At 71.9% G+C, this 15,674-nt stretch carries 12 protein-coding genes; 6 read left to right on the top strand and 6 right to left on the bottom strand.

The genetic code is table 11. The features are described 5' to 3' along the window. Positions 1–26: 26 nt before the first annotated feature. Entirely contained in the window at positions 27–710 is a 684-nt protein-coding gene (locus tag JK359_RS19735; RefSeq protein WP_201837350.1) for a hemerythrin domain-containing protein, read from the bottom strand. A gap of 45 nt (positions 711–755) precedes the next feature. Here JK359_RS19735 and JK359_RS40425 point away from each other — a divergent pair, with 45 nt between their 5' ends. The 6 genes from JK359_RS40425 to sbnA all read left to right on the top strand — a co-directional run bounded on the left by JK359_RS40425 (position 756) and on the right by sbnA (position 10,293). After that, positions 756–1,058 carry a hypothetical protein gene (locus JK359_RS40425; protein WP_372445435.1) on the top strand — a complete coding sequence of 101 codons (303 nt, stop codon included), beginning with the start codon at positions 756–758 and terminating at the stop codon, positions 1,056–1,058. 186 nt (positions 1,059–1,244) lie between these two features. Next, positions 1,245–3,839: a Pls/PosA family non-ribosomal peptide synthetase gene (locus tag JK359_RS19725; RefSeq protein ID WP_201837348.1), complete on the top strand. Its 2,595-nt coding sequence runs from the start codon at positions 1,245–1,247 to the stop codon at positions 3,837–3,839. Positions 3,840–3,852: 13 nt separating this feature from the next. Then, complete coding sequence (locus JK359_RS19720; RefSeq protein WP_201837347.1) at positions 3,853–7,119, top strand: non-ribosomal peptide synthetase; 3,267 nt, start codon at positions 3,853–3,855, stop codon at positions 7,117–7,119. Positions 7,120–7,161: 42 nt separating this feature from the next. Next, positions 7,162–8,166 carry a TauD/TfdA family dioxygenase gene (locus tag JK359_RS19715; protein ID WP_201837345.1) on the top strand — a complete coding sequence of 335 codons (1,005 nt, stop codon included), beginning with the start codon at positions 7,162–7,164 and terminating at the stop codon, positions 8,164–8,166. Continuing rightward, positions 8,163–9,233: a 2,3-diaminopropionate biosynthesis protein SbnB gene (gene sbnB, locus JK359_RS19710; RefSeq protein ID WP_201837343.1), complete on the top strand. Its 1,071-nt coding sequence runs from the start codon at positions 8,163–8,165 to the stop codon at positions 9,231–9,233. Before JK359_RS19715 ends, sbnB begins: the two co-directional genes overlap by 4 nt. A 37-nt stretch (positions 9,234–9,270) precedes the next feature. Then, positions 9,271–10,293, top strand: coding sequence for a 2,3-diaminopropionate biosynthesis protein SbnA (gene sbnA, locus JK359_RS19705; protein ID WP_201837341.1), 1,023 nt, complete (start codon positions 9,271–9,273; stop codon positions 10,291–10,293). A 70-nt stretch (positions 10,294–10,363) separates the two neighbouring features. Here sbnA and JK359_RS19700 read toward each other — a convergent pair whose 3' ends face one another. From JK359_RS19700 to JK359_RS19680, 5 genes are read right to left on the bottom strand one after another with little or no spacing between them, the layout of a single operon-like run. Continuing rightward, complete coding sequence (locus JK359_RS19700) at positions 10,364–11,536, bottom strand: MFS transporter (protein ID WP_201837339.1); 1,173 nt, start codon at positions 11,534–11,536, stop codon at positions 10,364–10,366. Then, a complete protein-coding gene (locus JK359_RS19695) occupies positions 11,536–12,063 on the bottom strand; it encodes a GNAT family N-acetyltransferase (protein ID WP_201837337.1) in 528 nt (175 codons plus the stop codon). Before JK359_RS19695 ends, JK359_RS19700 begins: the two co-directional genes overlap by 1 nt. Next, positions 12,060–13,346, bottom strand: coding sequence for a type III PLP-dependent enzyme (locus JK359_RS19690; protein ID WP_201837335.1), 1,287 nt, complete (start codon positions 13,344–13,346; stop codon positions 12,060–12,062). Before JK359_RS19690 ends, JK359_RS19695 begins: the two co-directional genes overlap by 4 nt. Beyond that, on the bottom strand, positions 13,343–14,632 hold the full coding sequence (locus JK359_RS19685) for a DUF6271 family protein (protein WP_201837333.1): 1,290 nt from the start codon (positions 14,630–14,632) through the stop codon (positions 13,343–13,345). The genes JK359_RS19690 and JK359_RS19685 overlap by 4 nt, the downstream gene beginning before the upstream one ends. After that, positions 14,629–15,654: a phytanoyl-CoA dioxygenase family protein gene (locus tag JK359_RS19680; RefSeq protein WP_201837331.1), complete on the bottom strand. Its 1,026-nt coding sequence runs from the start codon at positions 15,652–15,654 to the stop codon at positions 14,629–14,631. The genes JK359_RS19685 and JK359_RS19680 overlap by 4 nt, the downstream gene beginning before the upstream one ends. Positions 15,655–15,674: the final 20 nt, after the last annotated feature.

Here is a 15,674-nt window from a genome sequence, read left to right as displayed (position 1 = left end):
GATGCCGGACGGACGGGGACGGCCCGTCATGCGGTCGTGCGCCGGCCGCGGATCCGGTCGGTCTCGCGGCGGTACTGCCGCTGCCCGAGAAGCCTCCACAGCACCCGGGCCGGGAGGGGCAGCCGGGCGAGGAACTCCCGGCGCTCCTCGGGTGAGGTGTCCTCCAGGATGGCGCCCAGGGCGATCATCAGCCGGTTCCGGGGCGTCTCGGCGAGGCCCCGCTCCCCCACCGCGTGCCACTGCTCCTCGTTCACGTGGAGCGCGACCAGCGGCATGACCTGCCGCTCCTCCTCGTCGAGGTGGGCGCACAGCTGGCGGTGGTGCCTGCGCAGCGCCTCGACGAGTTCGTCGCGGTCCTCCGGCAGTGCCTGGGCCTGCCACCGGTCCATGAGTCGCTGGACCTCGGCGATCCCGTGGTCCAGCTCACGGTGCTGCGCCTCCATCGCCAGGACCTGCTCGGCATCGAGGTCCAGGTGGGGCAGCAGGACCGGCCAGAGCATCTCGTCCTCGCCGGTGTGGTGGGCGTGCAGGCCGATGGCGTACTGCCGCCAGTGCTCGGCGAGGATCCGGGAGCGGGCGGTGTCGGTGGGGCGCACGTCCTGGACGAGTTCGGCCAGCAGGCGCGACTCGCGGCGGAACACCTGGTGGATCATCGCCATCTCGCGGGTGTAGGGGTGGACGGTGGCATCGGAAGTGCTGCTCGAAGTCATGGCACCCAGTCTTCGGAGCCCGATTGCGAGCCACTTGCACCCGGCTTGCCCCGCCCCGCCCTTGCGGCTGTCGTCAAGACCTCCGGCGACTACGTCGACGTGGCCGACCTGCGCGGACAGCGCTGGCTCGCCGGTTCCGCCTCGGGGGAGGACGGGCTGATGCGCGTACGGCCGGGCCTGGACGAGCGTCCCGAGATCGTCCTCACCGCCCGCGACCGGCCGGCCAAGCTGCACCTCGTCGCCGCCGCGCTCCTGAGGTCGTGCGCGAGGTCCCGTGGGCCTCGGGAGGAGGGGGTGCGGGGGTGTTCCGCGGGCCCGGAGCCGTGTCCCGGGCCGCTGATCGGGTGAACCGGGATACGCCCTGGCAGGGCGCGGAATCCCGGGGTTATGGAGCCGTCGCGCATTTCTCGCGGGCGTGGGGCCCCGTCCGAAGTGGCAGCCTGCTCACAGCCTGGCCAGACTGAAACCGCTGGTCCGAAATCAGGCGACTGACGCGGCCGGCCAATGGCGATCCATACGTCTTCAGGAGATCGAATGGTGAAGCAGTCCTCCGAGGTCCCGATACCAGGACCGGACGAACCTGCCGTCACCATGAGCGACACCGGTTCGGCCGGAACGGAGACCGAAAGAAAACTCGCGGAAACACTGGCCCAGGTCATGGGCACCGACCGCGTTCCGGTCGACAGCCACTTCTTCACCGACCTGGGTGCCAATTCACTGGTCATGGCCCAGTTCTGCGCACGAGTGCGGAAAGCACCGGAGCTGCCGTCGCCCTCCATGAGGGACATCTACCGGCACCCCACCATTCGCAGCCTGACCACAGCGCTCACGGAGTCGGCCGCCCTTTCCCGGGCGACCGGTCGGGACGAGTCCGCGCCGGTACCGGCGGCCGTATCGGCGCCGGCGCCGGCGACCCGCCCGAATCCGCTCCACCATCGGCTGTGCGGCACGTTCCAGCTGCTGTTCTTCCTGGTGTACTCGCTCGTCTGGGGGTTCCTCACCGCCTCCGGATACGAGTGGACCGCCGCCGGTTCGGACCCCGCCGACATCTACCTGCGGTCGCTGGTGTTCGGAGGCGGCGGGTTCATCCTGCTGTGCGCTTTCCCGGTCGCCGCGAAATGGCTGCTGGTCGGCCGTTGGAAATCGGTCGAGTTCCCCCTGTGGGGCCTGACGTACCTGCGCTTCTGGCTCGTGAAGGTGCTGCTGCACGCGAATCCGATGGTCCTCCTCGTCGGGACCCCGCTCTACACGCTGTACCTCCGGGCTCTGGGCGCACGGATCGGCAAGGGCGTCACGATCCTCACGCACACCGTCCCGGTCTGCACCGACCTGCTGACGATCGGCGCCGGCACCGTGATCCGCAAGGAATCGTTCCTCCTCTGCTACCGGGCCCACGCGGGCCGCATCCAGACGGGCCGGGTCACGCTCGGCCGGGACGTGTTCATCGGCGAGAAGACGGTCCTGGACATCGACACGTCGATGGGCGACGGCGCCCAGCTGGGGCACTCCTCGTCGCTGCACCGCGGCCAGGCGGTGCCGGCCGGGGAGCGCTGGCACGGCTCCCCGGCGGAGCCCACGCGCGTCGACCACGTGCGGGTCCCGCCTGCCAGGTGCACCGCCGCCCGCCGGACCTGGTTCGGCCTCGTGACGATGCTGCAGCTAGTCTTCGTGTACGTCCCGCTGGCCATCGGCGGGGTGTACATGGTGTTCACCGGGATTCCGGCGATCGGCAAGCGGCTCGATCCGCAGACGGCGGTGCTCTCCCGGGCGGAGCTGATACCCGACGCGCTGGCCGTCTCGGTCGTGCTGTTCGCCGGCTTCCTCGTCGTGGGCATCACCGCCCTGTACACCGTCCCGCGCCTGCTGAGCCTCATCGTCAGGGCCGACCGGGTCTATCCGCTCTACGGGATCCACTACACGCTGCACCGGCTGGCAGCCCGCATGACGAACATCAAGTTCTTCGCCTGGCTCTTCGGTGACAGCTCGTACATCGTGCACTATCTCCGCGGACTCGGTTACGACCTGTCGCACGTCGAACAGACCGGTTCCAATTTCGGCACGGAAGTGCAGCACGAGACGCCTTTCCTGGTATCGGTCGGCAGCGGCACGATGGTGGCCGACGGACTCTCGCTGATCAATGCCGACTACTCCAGTACGTCCTTCCGGCTGTCCCACGTGTCCGTCGGGGCGCGCAATTTCCTGGGCAACAACATCGCCTATCCGTCGGGCGGCAGAACGGGCGAGAACTGCCTCCTCGCGACCAAGGTGATGGTTCCGCTCGACGGCGAGATCCGTGAGGGCGTCGGACTCCTCGGTTCGCCGTGTTTCGAGATTCCCCGCTCGGTGGAACGCGACGCGCGCTTCGACCATCTCCGGAAAGGCGACGAGCTGCGCCGGCATCTCGCCGCGAAGAATCGTTACAACCTGCTCTCGATGACGTGGATGCTGTTCGTGCGCTGGCTGCACGTCTTCATGCTCACCCTGCTCGCCCTCGCCTCGGTGGATCTGTACGGAGCGGTCGGCCACGTGGTGATCGCCCTGTATCTGGCGCTGACGCTCCTGCTCTCCACCGCCTACTACGTCCTGGTGGAACGCTGTATGACGTCGTTCCGGGGACTGCGCCCCCAGCTGTGCTCCATCTACGACCGGAATTTCTGGTTGCACGAGCGCCTGTGGAAGATCCCGGTGCAGTACCTGAACATCTTCAACGGGACACCTTTCAAGAGCTTCGTCTGGCGGCTGCTGGGTGTCCGCATGGGCAAGAGGGTGTTCGACGACGGCTGCTTCATCACCGAGCGGACCCTCGCCGCCATCGGCGACGAGTGCACCCTCAACGCCGGCAGCAAGATCCAGTGCCACTCCCAGGAGGACGGCACGTTCAAGTCCGACGGCATCACGCTCGGCGCCGGCTGCACGCTGGGCGTCGGCGCCCACGTGCACTACGGCGTGACCATGGGCGACGGTTCGGTGCTGGCACCCGACTCCTTCCTCATGAAGGGCGAGGAAGTCCCCCAGAACGCCCTCTGGGGCGGCAACCCGGCCGTGGACATGCCGGAGGTCCCCGCCCTCCCCCGCGGCCCGGAGCGGGCCGTACGACCGGCCGACGCCCCCGCGGCCGCCACGAGTTGAGGAAGGCCATTCGATGGGAACGCGCGTGGAAGCGGACCGGGAAGCGGACCGGGAGTACTGGAGCCGTGTGCTGACCGCCGGCGGTGTCACCGCCGTGCCCCGGTGGGTCCGGGAGCCGGTGCCGGGGACGCTCGAGCACGAGACGGTGGTCCCGGGTGACGTGGCGGACTCGGTGCGCGCCCTGGTGCAGCGGTCCGGGGTGCCGCTCAGCGCGCTGCTGCTGGCGGCGCACGCCAAGGTGCTGGCCGTGCTGTCCGGCGAGCAGGAAGTCGTGACGGGGTACGCCGCCGGGGTGCACGGCGAGCCGCTGCCGTGCCGGCTGGCCGTCGTCCCGGGGCCCTGGCGCACCCTGGTGTCGGCCGCCGAGCGTGCCGAGGCGGAGATGCTCGCCCACCGGGAGTTCCCGGTGGCCCGGCTGCGCCGCGAACTGGGGCTGACCGAGCCGTCGTACGAGGTCGTGTTCGGGCCCATGGAGGCCGACGAGTCCCCCGCCGGCGACGGCGTGCTGCACGTGCGCTGGTGCGACCGGGGCGGGCGGCTGAAGCTGCGCCTGCGCTACCGCACGGACGTGCTGGACGCGGAGTGCGCGGCCCGGGTCGGCGGCTACCACGTGACGGCCCTCGGCCTGCTGGCGGCCGGCCTGGACGCCGACCACACGCGGCAGAGCCTGCTGTCGGCCGACGAGATGCGGGAGCAGCTGGAAGGGCTGGCGGGCCCCCGCCGGGCGCTGCCGGACGCCCGCGCGCACGAGCTGTTCGAGGAGCGGGTGCGGGCGCATCCGCAGGCCGTCGCGGCCGTGCACGGCGAGCACCGGTGGACGTACCGGGAACTCAACGCGCGCGCCAACCGGCTGGCGCGGGCGTTGCAGGCCCGCGGGCTGGGCCGCGAGGACGTGGTGGCCGTCGTCACCGAACGGAACCTCGACTGGCTGGCGGCGACGCTGGCGGTGTTCAAGGCGGGCGGCGCGTACCTGCCGGTCGAGCCGCACTTCCCGGCCGGCCGTATCGCGGCGACGCTGTCGCGGGCGGGGTGCCGCCTGGTCCTCACCGAGTCCGGCAGCACCCGCACCCTCGACGAGGCGCTGGCCACCGTACCGGGAGCGGAGAAGCTGCTGGTCGAGACGGCGTACGCGGAACCGCACGCGGACGGGGACCTCGGTGTGCGGGTCGAGGCGGGCCAGCTGGCCTACATCTACTTCACCTCCGGCTCCACCGGGGCGCCGAAGGGCGCGATGTGCGAGCACGCGGGCATGCTCAACCACCTCTACGCCAAGATCCACGACCTGGGCATCGGCGAGGGCTCGGTGGTGGCGCAGACGGCCCCGCAGTGCTTCGACATCTCGCTGTGGCAGCTGGTGTCGGCCCTGCTGACCGGCGGGCGGACCCTGATCGTCGAGCAGGACGTGATCACGGACGTGGAGCGGTTCGTGGACACGCTGGTGCGCGGCCGGGTCGCCGTGGCCCAGGTCGTGCCCTCCTACCTGGAGGTCGTGGTCTCCTACCTGGAGCAGCGCCCCCGCGCCCTGCCGGACCTGCGGTACGTGTCGGTGACCGGTGAGGCGCTGAAGCGGGAGCTGGTGCAGCGCTGGTTCGCGATCCAGCCGGGGATCGGGCTGCTCAACGCCTACGGTCTGACGGAGACCTCCGACGACACCAACCACGAGCTGCTGGACGGCGTGCCCGACCGGGTGCTGCTGGGACGCCCGGTCGGCAACGTACGCGTCTACGTCGTGGACGAGCACCTGTCGCTGGTGCCCCTGGGCGCACCGGGCCTGATCGCGTTCTCCGGCATCTGTGTGGGCCGCGGGTACGTCAACGACCCCGAGCGCACCCGTGAGGCCTACCGCACGGATCCGTACCGGCCCGGGGAGCGGCTCTACCTGGGCGGTGACTGGGGCCGCTGGCAGCCCGGCGGCAAGCTGGAGTTCCTCGGCCGGCGGGACAACCAGGTCAAGATCCGCGGGTTCCGGATCGAGATCGGCGAGATCGAGAACACCCTGCTGAAGGTGGACGGGGTGCGCGACGGTGCGGTGGTCGTCGTCGAGCGGGGCGGCGGGAACAAGCATCTGATCGCCTTCCACACCGGCAGGCGCCACCAGCCCGACGTGCTGCGCGAGGCGCTGTCCGCCGCGCTGCCCGCCTACATGGTCCCCTCGGCCTTCCACTGGCAGGGCAGTCTTCCGCTGACCGCCAACGGCAAGACGGACCGCAAGGCGCTGACCGCGCGGGCCCAGCGGACGGAGCCGGCCGCCGAGCCGGCCGGAGCGGAACGCGAGGCGCTCGGCCCGGCGGAGCGGAAGATCGCGGCGGCCTGGGCCGAACTGCTGGGCGTGCCCGAGCACCGGATCAGCCGGACGGACAACTTCTTCGACTGCGGGGGCACCTCCCTGTCCGCCGTCAAACTCAGCATCGCGCTGGACCGAGCGGTCTCCCTGAAGGACATCACCCGCCATCCGGTGCTCGCCGACCTGGCCGCGCTCCTGGAGGGCGCCGGCCGGCAGCGCGCGGAGCTGCTGCAGCCGCTGTCCGAGGGGGGCGGTGCGGCGGAGTGCGCCCTGGTCTGCTTCCCCTACGCGGGCGGCAACGCGGTCAACTTCCGGCCGATGGCGGGTGCGCTGGCGGGCAGCGGTCTGACGGTGCTCGCGGTGGACCTGCCCGGTCACGACCTGGCCGCCCAGCGGGAGCCGTTCGCGTCGATCGCCGACGTGGCCGAGCAGGTCGCCGGCGAGATCACGGCACGCGGTCTGACCCGGGTCATGCTGTGGGGCCACTCGTCGGGCGCCGCCCCGGCGGTGCAGACGGCCCTGCTGCTCCAGGAGCGGGACGTGCAGGTGACGCGGGTGTTCCTCGGCGCACAGCTGCTCGGCACCGCCGCCGGCCGCGGTGCCGCCGTCGCCGAACTGACGAGACGCAGCGACGCGGAGATCGCGGCGCAGCTGACCGCGGACAGCGGCTACACCGAACTCGCCGAGCTGAACGAGCAGCACGCCGAGCACATCGGTGCCGCCTACCGCCACGACTGCGTGGCCGCGCACCAGTACTTCCGGGCGGTCCTGGAGACCCCGCCGCCGGTGAAGCTGTCCGCACCGGTCTCGGTGGTCGTCGCCGCCGACGACCCGCACACCGCCGGCCACGCCGGTCACCACCGTGACTGGCTGCTGCTGGCCGAGCACGTCGATCTGCACGAGCTGGCTGACGGGGGCCACTACTTCCTGCGCACCCGTCCGGCCGAGGCGGCACAGGCCGTCCTGAGCGCAGCCCTCCCACTGGCCTCCACATGAGGCCCGTAACACCACCCGACGGGCGACCGAAAGGAGACCGAGATGCCGTCCTCATCCCTGACAGCACCACTTGATATGGAGCTGCGGCCGGACAAACCGGCGATGCTGCGCGTCGAGCCGCCGGCCGACGCGGCGAGCTGGGCGGACGAGTGCCGCGACGCGCTGCGTGCGCAGGTCACCGAGCACGGTGCGCTGCTCGTGCGCGGCCTCGGCCTGCGGGACGCGGACCAGGCCGGCGCCGTGTTCGCGCGCCTGGCCGGCCCGCTCATGACGGAGACGGAGGCCTTCGCGCCCCGGGAACCGCGTGGCGCGGGGACGTACTCCTCCACGACCTGGCCGGCCAACCAGCCGATGTGCATGCACCACGAGCTGAGCTACCTGCTGGAGGTGCCCGGCCTGATGCTGTTCGCCTGCCTGACCGCGCCAGGGCAGGGCGGGGCCACGGCCGTGGCCGACGCCGAGGAGGTCCTCCGGGCCCTGCCCGCCGAGCTGACGGAACGGTTCGAGCGCGAGGGCTGGCTGCTGACCCGCACCTACAACGACGAGATCGGGGCGTCCCTGGCGGAGTCGTTCGGCACCGACGACCGGGCCGGCATCGAGGCCTACTGCCGTTCCCACGCCATCGACTTCACCTGGGACGCCGACGGCTCGCTGCACACCCGGCAGCGCCGCAGTGCCGTGGTGCGGCACCCGGTGACGGGCCGGCGCTGCTGGTTCAACCAGATCGCCTTCCTCAACGAGTGGGCCCTCGCCCCGGAGGTGCGCGAGTACCTGGTGGACGAGTACGGCGCGGACGGCCTGCCGTTCAACACCCGGCACGGGGACGGCAGTCCCATCGGCGAGGACGTCGTCCAGCTCCTGAACTCGACCTACGAGGCGCACACCCGGCGCGAGCCCTGGCAGGCCGGTGACCTGATGCTCGTGGACAACATCCGCACCGCGCACAGCAGGGAGCCCTTCACCGGGGACCGGGAGGTGCTGGTCGGCATGGCCGAGCCGCGGCGGCTGGGCGACTCGGGCCCGACCGGGGAGGCGAGCGGACGATGACCCATCTGCTGTCGAGTGCCACCCAGCGGGCCGTGCCCCACCCGGGATCGGCGCCGAGCTTCGCCGTGATCTCCGGCGCTCAGGTCCAGGAAGCGCTCACCGGGCACGAGAAGGAGCTGGTGGCGCTGGTCGAGACGACGTACCGGCTGCACGGTGCCGGGGACTCGGTCAACCCTCCGTCGTACTTCCTGCGCTTCCCCGACCGGCCGACCGCGCGGATCATCGCGCTGCCCGCCTCCCTCGGCGGCTCGGTGCACGTGGACGGCGTGAAGTGGATCTCCAGCTTCCCCGAGAACGTGAGTGCCGGTCTCCCCCGGGCCTCGGCGGTGCTGATCCTCAACGACCACGACACCGGCTATCCCTTCGCCTGTCTGGAGAGTTCCGTCATCAGCGCGACCAGGACGGCCGCGTCCGCCGCGCTGGCGGCCGACTGGCTCAGCCGGACCCGCAGCCGGCCCACCCGGGTCGGGTTCGTCGGCACGGGCCTGATCGCCCGGTACATCCACACCTTCCTGGCCGGCACCGGCTGGACCTTCGACGCCGTCGGCGTGCACGACCTGTCCACCGACAGCACGGCCGGCTTCTGCGGCTACCTGAAGGAGTCCGGTGCCACCGGGCAGGTCACCGTCCACGACAGCGCCGAGGACCTCATCCGCTCCAGCGACCTCGTGGTCTTCGCCACGGTCGCCGGCCGGCCGCACATCACGGCCCCGGCCTGGTTCGCGCACGACCCGCTGGTCCTGCACGTGTCGCTGCGCGACCTCGCCCCCGAGGTCCTGCTCGCCTCGGCGAACTTCGTCGACGACGTCGAGCACTGTCTGAAGGCGGACACCTCACCCCACCTGGTGGAGCAGCAGACCGGCAACCGGGACTTCCTCAACGGGACGCTCAACGACGTGCTGCTCGGACGGGCCGCCCCGCCCCACGACCGGCCGGTGATCTTCTCCCCGTTCGGCCTCGGGGTCCTCGACCTGGCCGTCGGCAAGTACGTCTACGACCAAGTGGCCCGGGCGGGACAACTCCGCCTCATCGACGACTTCTTCCACGACTTGCGCCGGTACGGCTGAGGCCGTTGCCCTCAGCCCTGGTTTCAGGAGGCCTGCCGTGCCTGTCATCCGCGCTCCCCACGACTTCAACGAGGGAAGTCTCTTCGTCGATCTAGAGTCGATTTTCGGCTACCGCCTCTACCTCAAGTGCGAGGGCTTCAACTTCGCCGGCTCCATCAAGCTGAAGGCCGCGAACGAGATGGTGGAGAGCGCAGAGCGGGACGGATCCCTGCGGCCGGACTCCATCCTCGTGGAGTCCTCGTCCGGGAACCTGGGCGTCGCGCTCAGCATGATCGCCGCGAGCAAGGGCTACCGGTTCCTGTGCGTGACGGACCCCCGCTGCAACCTGTCGACCCGGCTGCTCATCGAGGCCCTCGGCAGCCAGGTGCACGTCGTGGCCGACCTGGACTCCAACGGCGGGTTCCTGGGCACGCGCCTGGACTACGTCCGCGCGCTGTGCGCGTCCGACGACCGGTACGTGTGGCTGAGCCAGTACACGAACCCGGGGAACTGGCGGGCCCACTACCGCACGACCGCGCCGGAGATCGCCAGCAACTTCCCGCAGCTGGACGTGCTGTTCGTCGGGGCGGGCACCGCCGGGACCCTGATGGGCTGCGCGCGCTGGTTCCGCAAGTGGCGGCGGCCGGTGCGGATCGTCGCCGTGGACAGCGTGGGGTCGGTGGCCTTCGGCGGCAAACCCGGCCGCCGGATGATCCCCGGCCTCGGCATGAGCATGCGTCCCCCGCTGCTCGACGAGTCGTACGTGGACGAGGTGATCCGGGTGGAGGAGGCGGACACCATCCACACCTGTCACCGCCTGGCCCGCCGGGGTTTCCTGTTCGGCGGCTCCACGGGGACCGTGGTCAGTGCCGCGACGGACTGGCTGGCCCGGCACGACACACGTGACGTCACCGCGGTGGCCATCGCCCCCGACCTCGGCGAGCGCTACCTCGACACCGTCTACCAGACCAACTGGCTGCAGGATCTGTACGGCGATCAGATGGTCGAGTCCATTCGGGTGGACAGCCCGTGGGAGGAGAACTCCGCGGTGCGTCCCTCGGGCCGCCGCCGCAGATCCTAGGAGGCGCGGTGCCGGCCGGGCCGGACCGGCCGCGGGGGCCGACCCCTCGGCCGGCCCGGCCGTGTCCGGCTCAGGACGTCACGAGGGCGCCGGCCCGGGCCCGCCACGGGATCCAGAAGGCGGTCAGCGTGACGATCAGGGCCGAGGCCGCCACGGTGGCCATGCCCAGGGTGAGGCTCGCCGCGCCCGCCACGAAGCCGATCAGGGCCGGCCCGCCCAGCAGACCGGTGGTGCCCATCGCGGCGACCAGCGCCAGGGCGTCCGGGCCGCGGCCGGCCGCCGCCACGTACACGCACGGGGTGACGGCCGCCGCGCCGAGGCCGACGCAGGCGAAGCCGAGCAGCGTCGGCACCACCCCGCCGGTCAGCAGGGCGAGGCCCAGGCCGGCGGCGGCCACGGCGCTGCCCGCGCGCACCACGCGTCCGTCGCCCCAGCGGGTGCGCCAGCGGTCCGCCAGCAGTCGGGCCAGCAGCATCATCACGGAGACGACGGCGATGCCGAGCGGGGCGACGGACGCGGACGCCTCGACGACGTCCTTCAGGTAGAGCGTGGACCAGTCGTTCATGGCGCCTTCGGTGATCGTGCCGAAGGCCATGGCGCAGCCCATGAGGAGGGTCGTGCCGGAGGGCAGGGCGAGTGCGGCGCGCCGCTTTCGCCCTTCCGGGCCCGTGGCGCCCGGCTCCTGCCGCGTCAGCAGGCCCGGGCGGGCGGCGCCGAGCAGGAGCAGCAGCAGGGCCCCGGCGACGGCGAAATGGGCCGGGACCGACCCGGTCAGTGTGGTGACACCGGACGCGAGCAGGGCGGCGGCGAGCAGACCGGCGCTGAAGGTGGCGTGCAGCTGGGACATGGCCGTACGCCCGTGGGTGCTCTCCAGGGCGGCGCCCTGCGCGTTCATGGCGACGTTGAGGCAGCCGACCGCGACGCCGTCGGCGCACACGGCGAGCAGCGCGAGCGGCTGGTTCGGCACGGCGGACAGCGCGGCCGGCACCGCGACCAGGCACGCGGCGGAGGCGAGGGACAGCCGCCGTGAGCCGAGCCGCCGCATCAGTGCGGCGACCAGCGGAAAGGAGGCCGCCGCACCCGCCCCGCAGGCCATCAGCAGCAGACCCACCTCGCCGGCGCCCAGGTCCAGGCGGGCCTTCAGCGCCGGAAGGCGGGAGATCCAGGTGCCGTACTGGAAGCCGAGGAAGCCGAACAGGGCCGCGATCGACCACTTGGCGTGCCGGAACGAGGGCTCGGGCATCACACGGCCTCCCGGGCCTCGTGCGGACGGGGTACGGCGGCCACCCGTGCCGACATGTAGACGGCGTCGCCGCCGTAGTCCGGCGGGACGGCCGCCGTGGGGTGCGCCCGGTAGCCGTTGGCCCGCCAGAAGGCCTCCTTGCCGCCGACGGCGACCAGCGACATCGTCGCGAAGCCGCGGGTGCGGGCCACGCCGGTCAGATGGCGCACCAGCCGGGTGCCCAGCCCCCGGCCCCGCAACGGCGGGCTCACGACCAGGTCGTGCAGGTGCAGGTTGCGGGTACGGTGGACGGCCCGCTCGGGGTGGGCGAGGTCGGGGCAGCGCAGCGGCGGGTAGGGCAGGGCGAGTACGTAGCCCTCGATCCGGCCGTCGAGGTCGAGGACGAAGCAGGTGCCGGCCGAGGCGCGGGCGCGGGAGCGCAGCAGTTCCTCGCCCTCCGTGAGGGCGGGGTCCGCGTACGCCTCGCCCTCCAGGGCGGCCACCCGGGGCCAGTCGGCCTCGGCGATGCCCCGTACGAGGTGTCTCATGTCAGTGGTGTCCTTCCGGGGCCGCGTGCGCACACGCACGGCAGCGGGCGGATGCCGTTGAAGCCCTGGGTCGTGTAGCTGGTGGCGTAGGCGCCCGCGGACAGGATCCAGACGGGGTCGCCGGAGGCGAGGGAGCGGGGCACCCGGGCCGGGTACCGGCCCTCGCCGTAGGCGTCGTCGCTGTCGCAGGTGGGGCCCGCGACGACGGCGGGCACGTACGTCTCCTCGGCCTCGTCCGCCTGTGCGGGGAAGACCAGCCGGTGTCGCACCTGGTCCATCTCGTACAGGCCGTTGAACTTGCCCACGCTCAGGTACAGCCAGCGGGCGTGCGTGCCGTCCGGCTGGGCGCGTTCGGTCAGCCGGTACACGTGGGCCCGGACCGCGCCGTGGTCGGCGACTAGGTGGCGCCCCGGCTCGACGACGAAGCGGAGCGGGGCGGCGGTCAGGCCGTTCAGCCGGTCCATCCCCTCGCGGACGACGGTGAAGATCTTGTCCAGCGGCGGGTCGAGGGGGGTGCCGTGCCGGTCGAGGTAACCGAGCGCGGGCAGGCCGCCGCCCAGGTTCACGTGGTCCGGTACGATCCCGAGCCCGTCCAGCGTGACGAGCACCTCGGCGAGGGTGTCCAGGGCCTGTTGCCAGGCCTCGCCGGTCATCTGCTGGGAGCCGACGTGCACGGACAGGCCGGCCGGGGTGAGACCGCAGGCGCGCGCCGTGCCGAGGATCCGGACGGCGTCCTCGGGTGAACAGCCGAACTTGCGGTTCAGGCCCCACAGAGCGCCCTCGCCGCTGGTGGCCAGGCGGCAGAACACCCGGGCGCCGGGGGCGTGTTCGGCGATCGCGGTGACGTCCTGGACGCTGTCGGTGGCGAAGGTGCGGACACCCAGGCGGTGGGCTTCGGCGATGTCGCGGTCGGACTTGACGGTGTTGCCGTAGTGGACGCGGTGCAGTTCCACGCCGGCGCGGAGTGCCTGGACGATTTCGGCGGGGCTCGCCGCGTCGAATCCCGCCCCGCGCTCCACGAGGCAGCGCAGGACCTCGTCGACCGGGCAGGCCTTGAGGGCGAAACGGACGTCGATTCCCGGCAGTTCCTCCAGCAGGGCGTCGTAACGGTGTTCTATGCCGGCGAGGTCGTAGACGATGCGGTCGGACTCGGCCGCGGCGAGGTGTCCGCCGAGTGCGCCTGCCGGCGTGTCGTGCCGTGCCGTCGCGCGTCCGCCGCCGCCTCGTGGCTGGTCGCGCAGTTCCCCGCGCCCCTTCGGAACGCTCCTGTGCGGGCCGCTCATGTGCGGGCCGCCTCGATCAGGGCCGGCCAGGCTTCGATCAGGTCTGCGAAGTCCTCGATGTCGGACCGTGCGGCGTCCAGCAACCGGTCGCGGTGCTCGGCGAGCCGGTCGGCGACGGCCGCGTACCGTCCCCCCAGCTTCCGGTACGCGGTGTCCACCCGGTCCAGGCGCCAGACGTTCTCGGCGCGGTCCAGGTGCGTGCTCTCGCGGAGCAACTGAGCGATCAGGTCGGGCCGGACGTGCTGCCGGGTGTCCAGCAGCCTTGCGCCCTCGGAGGTCATCCGGCCGTAGACGTGGTGGAAGTAGTGCATCGACAGCAGGAACTTCACGAAGCGGGTCTGGTAGGCCAGGAAGCCGGCGTCGGTGCGGCGTTCGGGGGTGTAGAAGTTCTCGATGTGCCGGTTGTGCAGGATGCCGGGGAGCGTGGCGTCGTGGACCAGGTGGATGAGGAAGTAGTCGCTGCCGATGGTGTCCGTCGCCGGGGGCAGCGGGACCCGTTCGTAGACGTCGCGGTGGAAGGCGATGTTGCACATGTCGACCCGCATCGGGTCCACGAGGGCCAGGGTGGAGTCGTCGCCGGTGAAGGGTGCCGTGCCGGCGCCGGTGAAGGACTCCTCGACCAGCGCGCGCCGCTGTTCCGGTGAGGCGTCGGCGGGCGCCCACAGGCCGACCACGTCGTGGTGGACGCCCTCGTCCAGCCGGCGCATCTCGGCGATGTCGACGGACGGTTCACCGATGAAGGAGGCGCCGGCCAGCGACACCGGGCGACGGGCGTGGGCGGCGTCGAGGTCCGTGCGGGTGACGGCGGCCGCGGCCTCGGCGGCGGGGCGGCCCAGCCAGGGCAGTTCGTGGTGGACGGGGAAGACCGGCTCGCCGTCGAGGAGTTGGTAGGCGCTGTCGGAGTCCCGGCGGTGCACCGAGTCGCAGCCGAGGGCGGCGGCCAGCAGGAAGGCGCGATCGGTGCAGGCGCCGTAGGAGACGGCGGGCGGCAGCAGGAGGCGGAGCATCCGGTCCGGCTCGGGCAGGCCGGCCCGCTCGATGGTGCGGCGCAGCCGGGTGCGTTGCCGTGCCTCGTCGAGGTGGTGGACGGTCACGCCCTGTGCGGCGGGCAGCGCGGCGACGGTGCCGGTGTGCCGGGCGCGGGTGCGGTGGCCGGCGGAGTCCAGGATCAGCAGGTGGACGTCGGCGCCGAAGCGGCGGGCGGCGTAGGACGCCTCCTGGTGGATCGCGGTGATCGTGGCGGAGCAGGCCCGGTTGGTGGGCAGGCTCAGGCAGATCCGGTTCACCGTGCACCTTCCGCGGCCGACCAGGAGTCCAGGCCGAGCAGCCTGCGGCCCAGGCCGTTCAGTTCGGCGGGGCCGTAGCGGAGGGCTTCCGGTTCGCGGGCGTCGCCGAGCAGGGTGGCGTTCCAGTCGGGGGTGGCGAGGGTGCGCCAGGAGTCCACGCGGGAGTCGCGCAGGGCGGTGTGTTCCTCCAGCGCGGGCATCATCGAGAGGTACTGGACCGCTCGGACGGCGTTGTCGGAGAGGTTGGGCGCGACGCCGTGGGCGAGCAGGCCGTTGAAGATCAGCAGGTCGCCGGCCTGGAGGTCGGGGCGGATCACCGGGAACTCGGCGCGGTCGGTCCCCGGCCGGACGGGGTCGCGGCCGGCCGGCTGCGCGACGCGCCATTCATCGAAACGGCGGAAGAGTTCCGGGGCGCACTGGAAGCCGCCGAGTCCGGGGCGGGTGTCGGTGAGTGCGATGATGCCCTGGACGCGCTGCGGCAGCACGGCGAGCGTGGTGTCGACGTCCCAGTGCAGCTCGATGTCGAAGCCCTCGTCGGCGGGCTCGATCAGGGCGCGCGAACGGGTGCCCGTGTTGGGCGGGTTGAGGTTGAGCCGGTCCAGCGTGACCCAGAGTTCGGGGCTGTCCCACACGTCCACGAAGGCGTCGTAGACGCGCTGTGTCTGCCGGCTGTCCCAGATGAGCTGGTGGTGGTAGGCCTCGACGAAGCCGTAGATGTAGAGGTGCCGGTCGAGTTCGGAGCGGAACTCGGGTTCCTCGTAACAGCTGTCGGGGCGGTCGGGGTCGAGTCCCTGGAACTGCCAGGCGAAGTCGAGCAGGCCCTTGGCCTCGCCGGGCGTGATGGCCTCGCGCACGACGACGTAGCCGTACGTCTGCCAGAACGCGAAGTCCTCGGCGGACAGCACGCGCAGCGGCTCGGTCTTCCGGAGGTCGCGCAGGGGTGCCGGGGCGAGGTAGGTCTCGCCGTCGGCGCTGAAGTAGGGGCGGCCGGTGGCCGCTCGGTGGAGGTGGGGCGTGTGCATGCGTTCACTCCGGGGTGATC

It is taken from the genome of Streptomyces actinomycinicus (genome assembly GCF_016741775.1).
GTDB classification, from domain to species: Bacteria; Actinomycetota; Actinomycetes; order Streptomycetales; family Streptomycetaceae; genus Streptomyces; species Streptomyces actinomycinicus.
The sequence above is the reverse complement of the archived record's forward strand: the minus strand, read 5'-3'. Positions and strand labels throughout refer to the sequence as shown.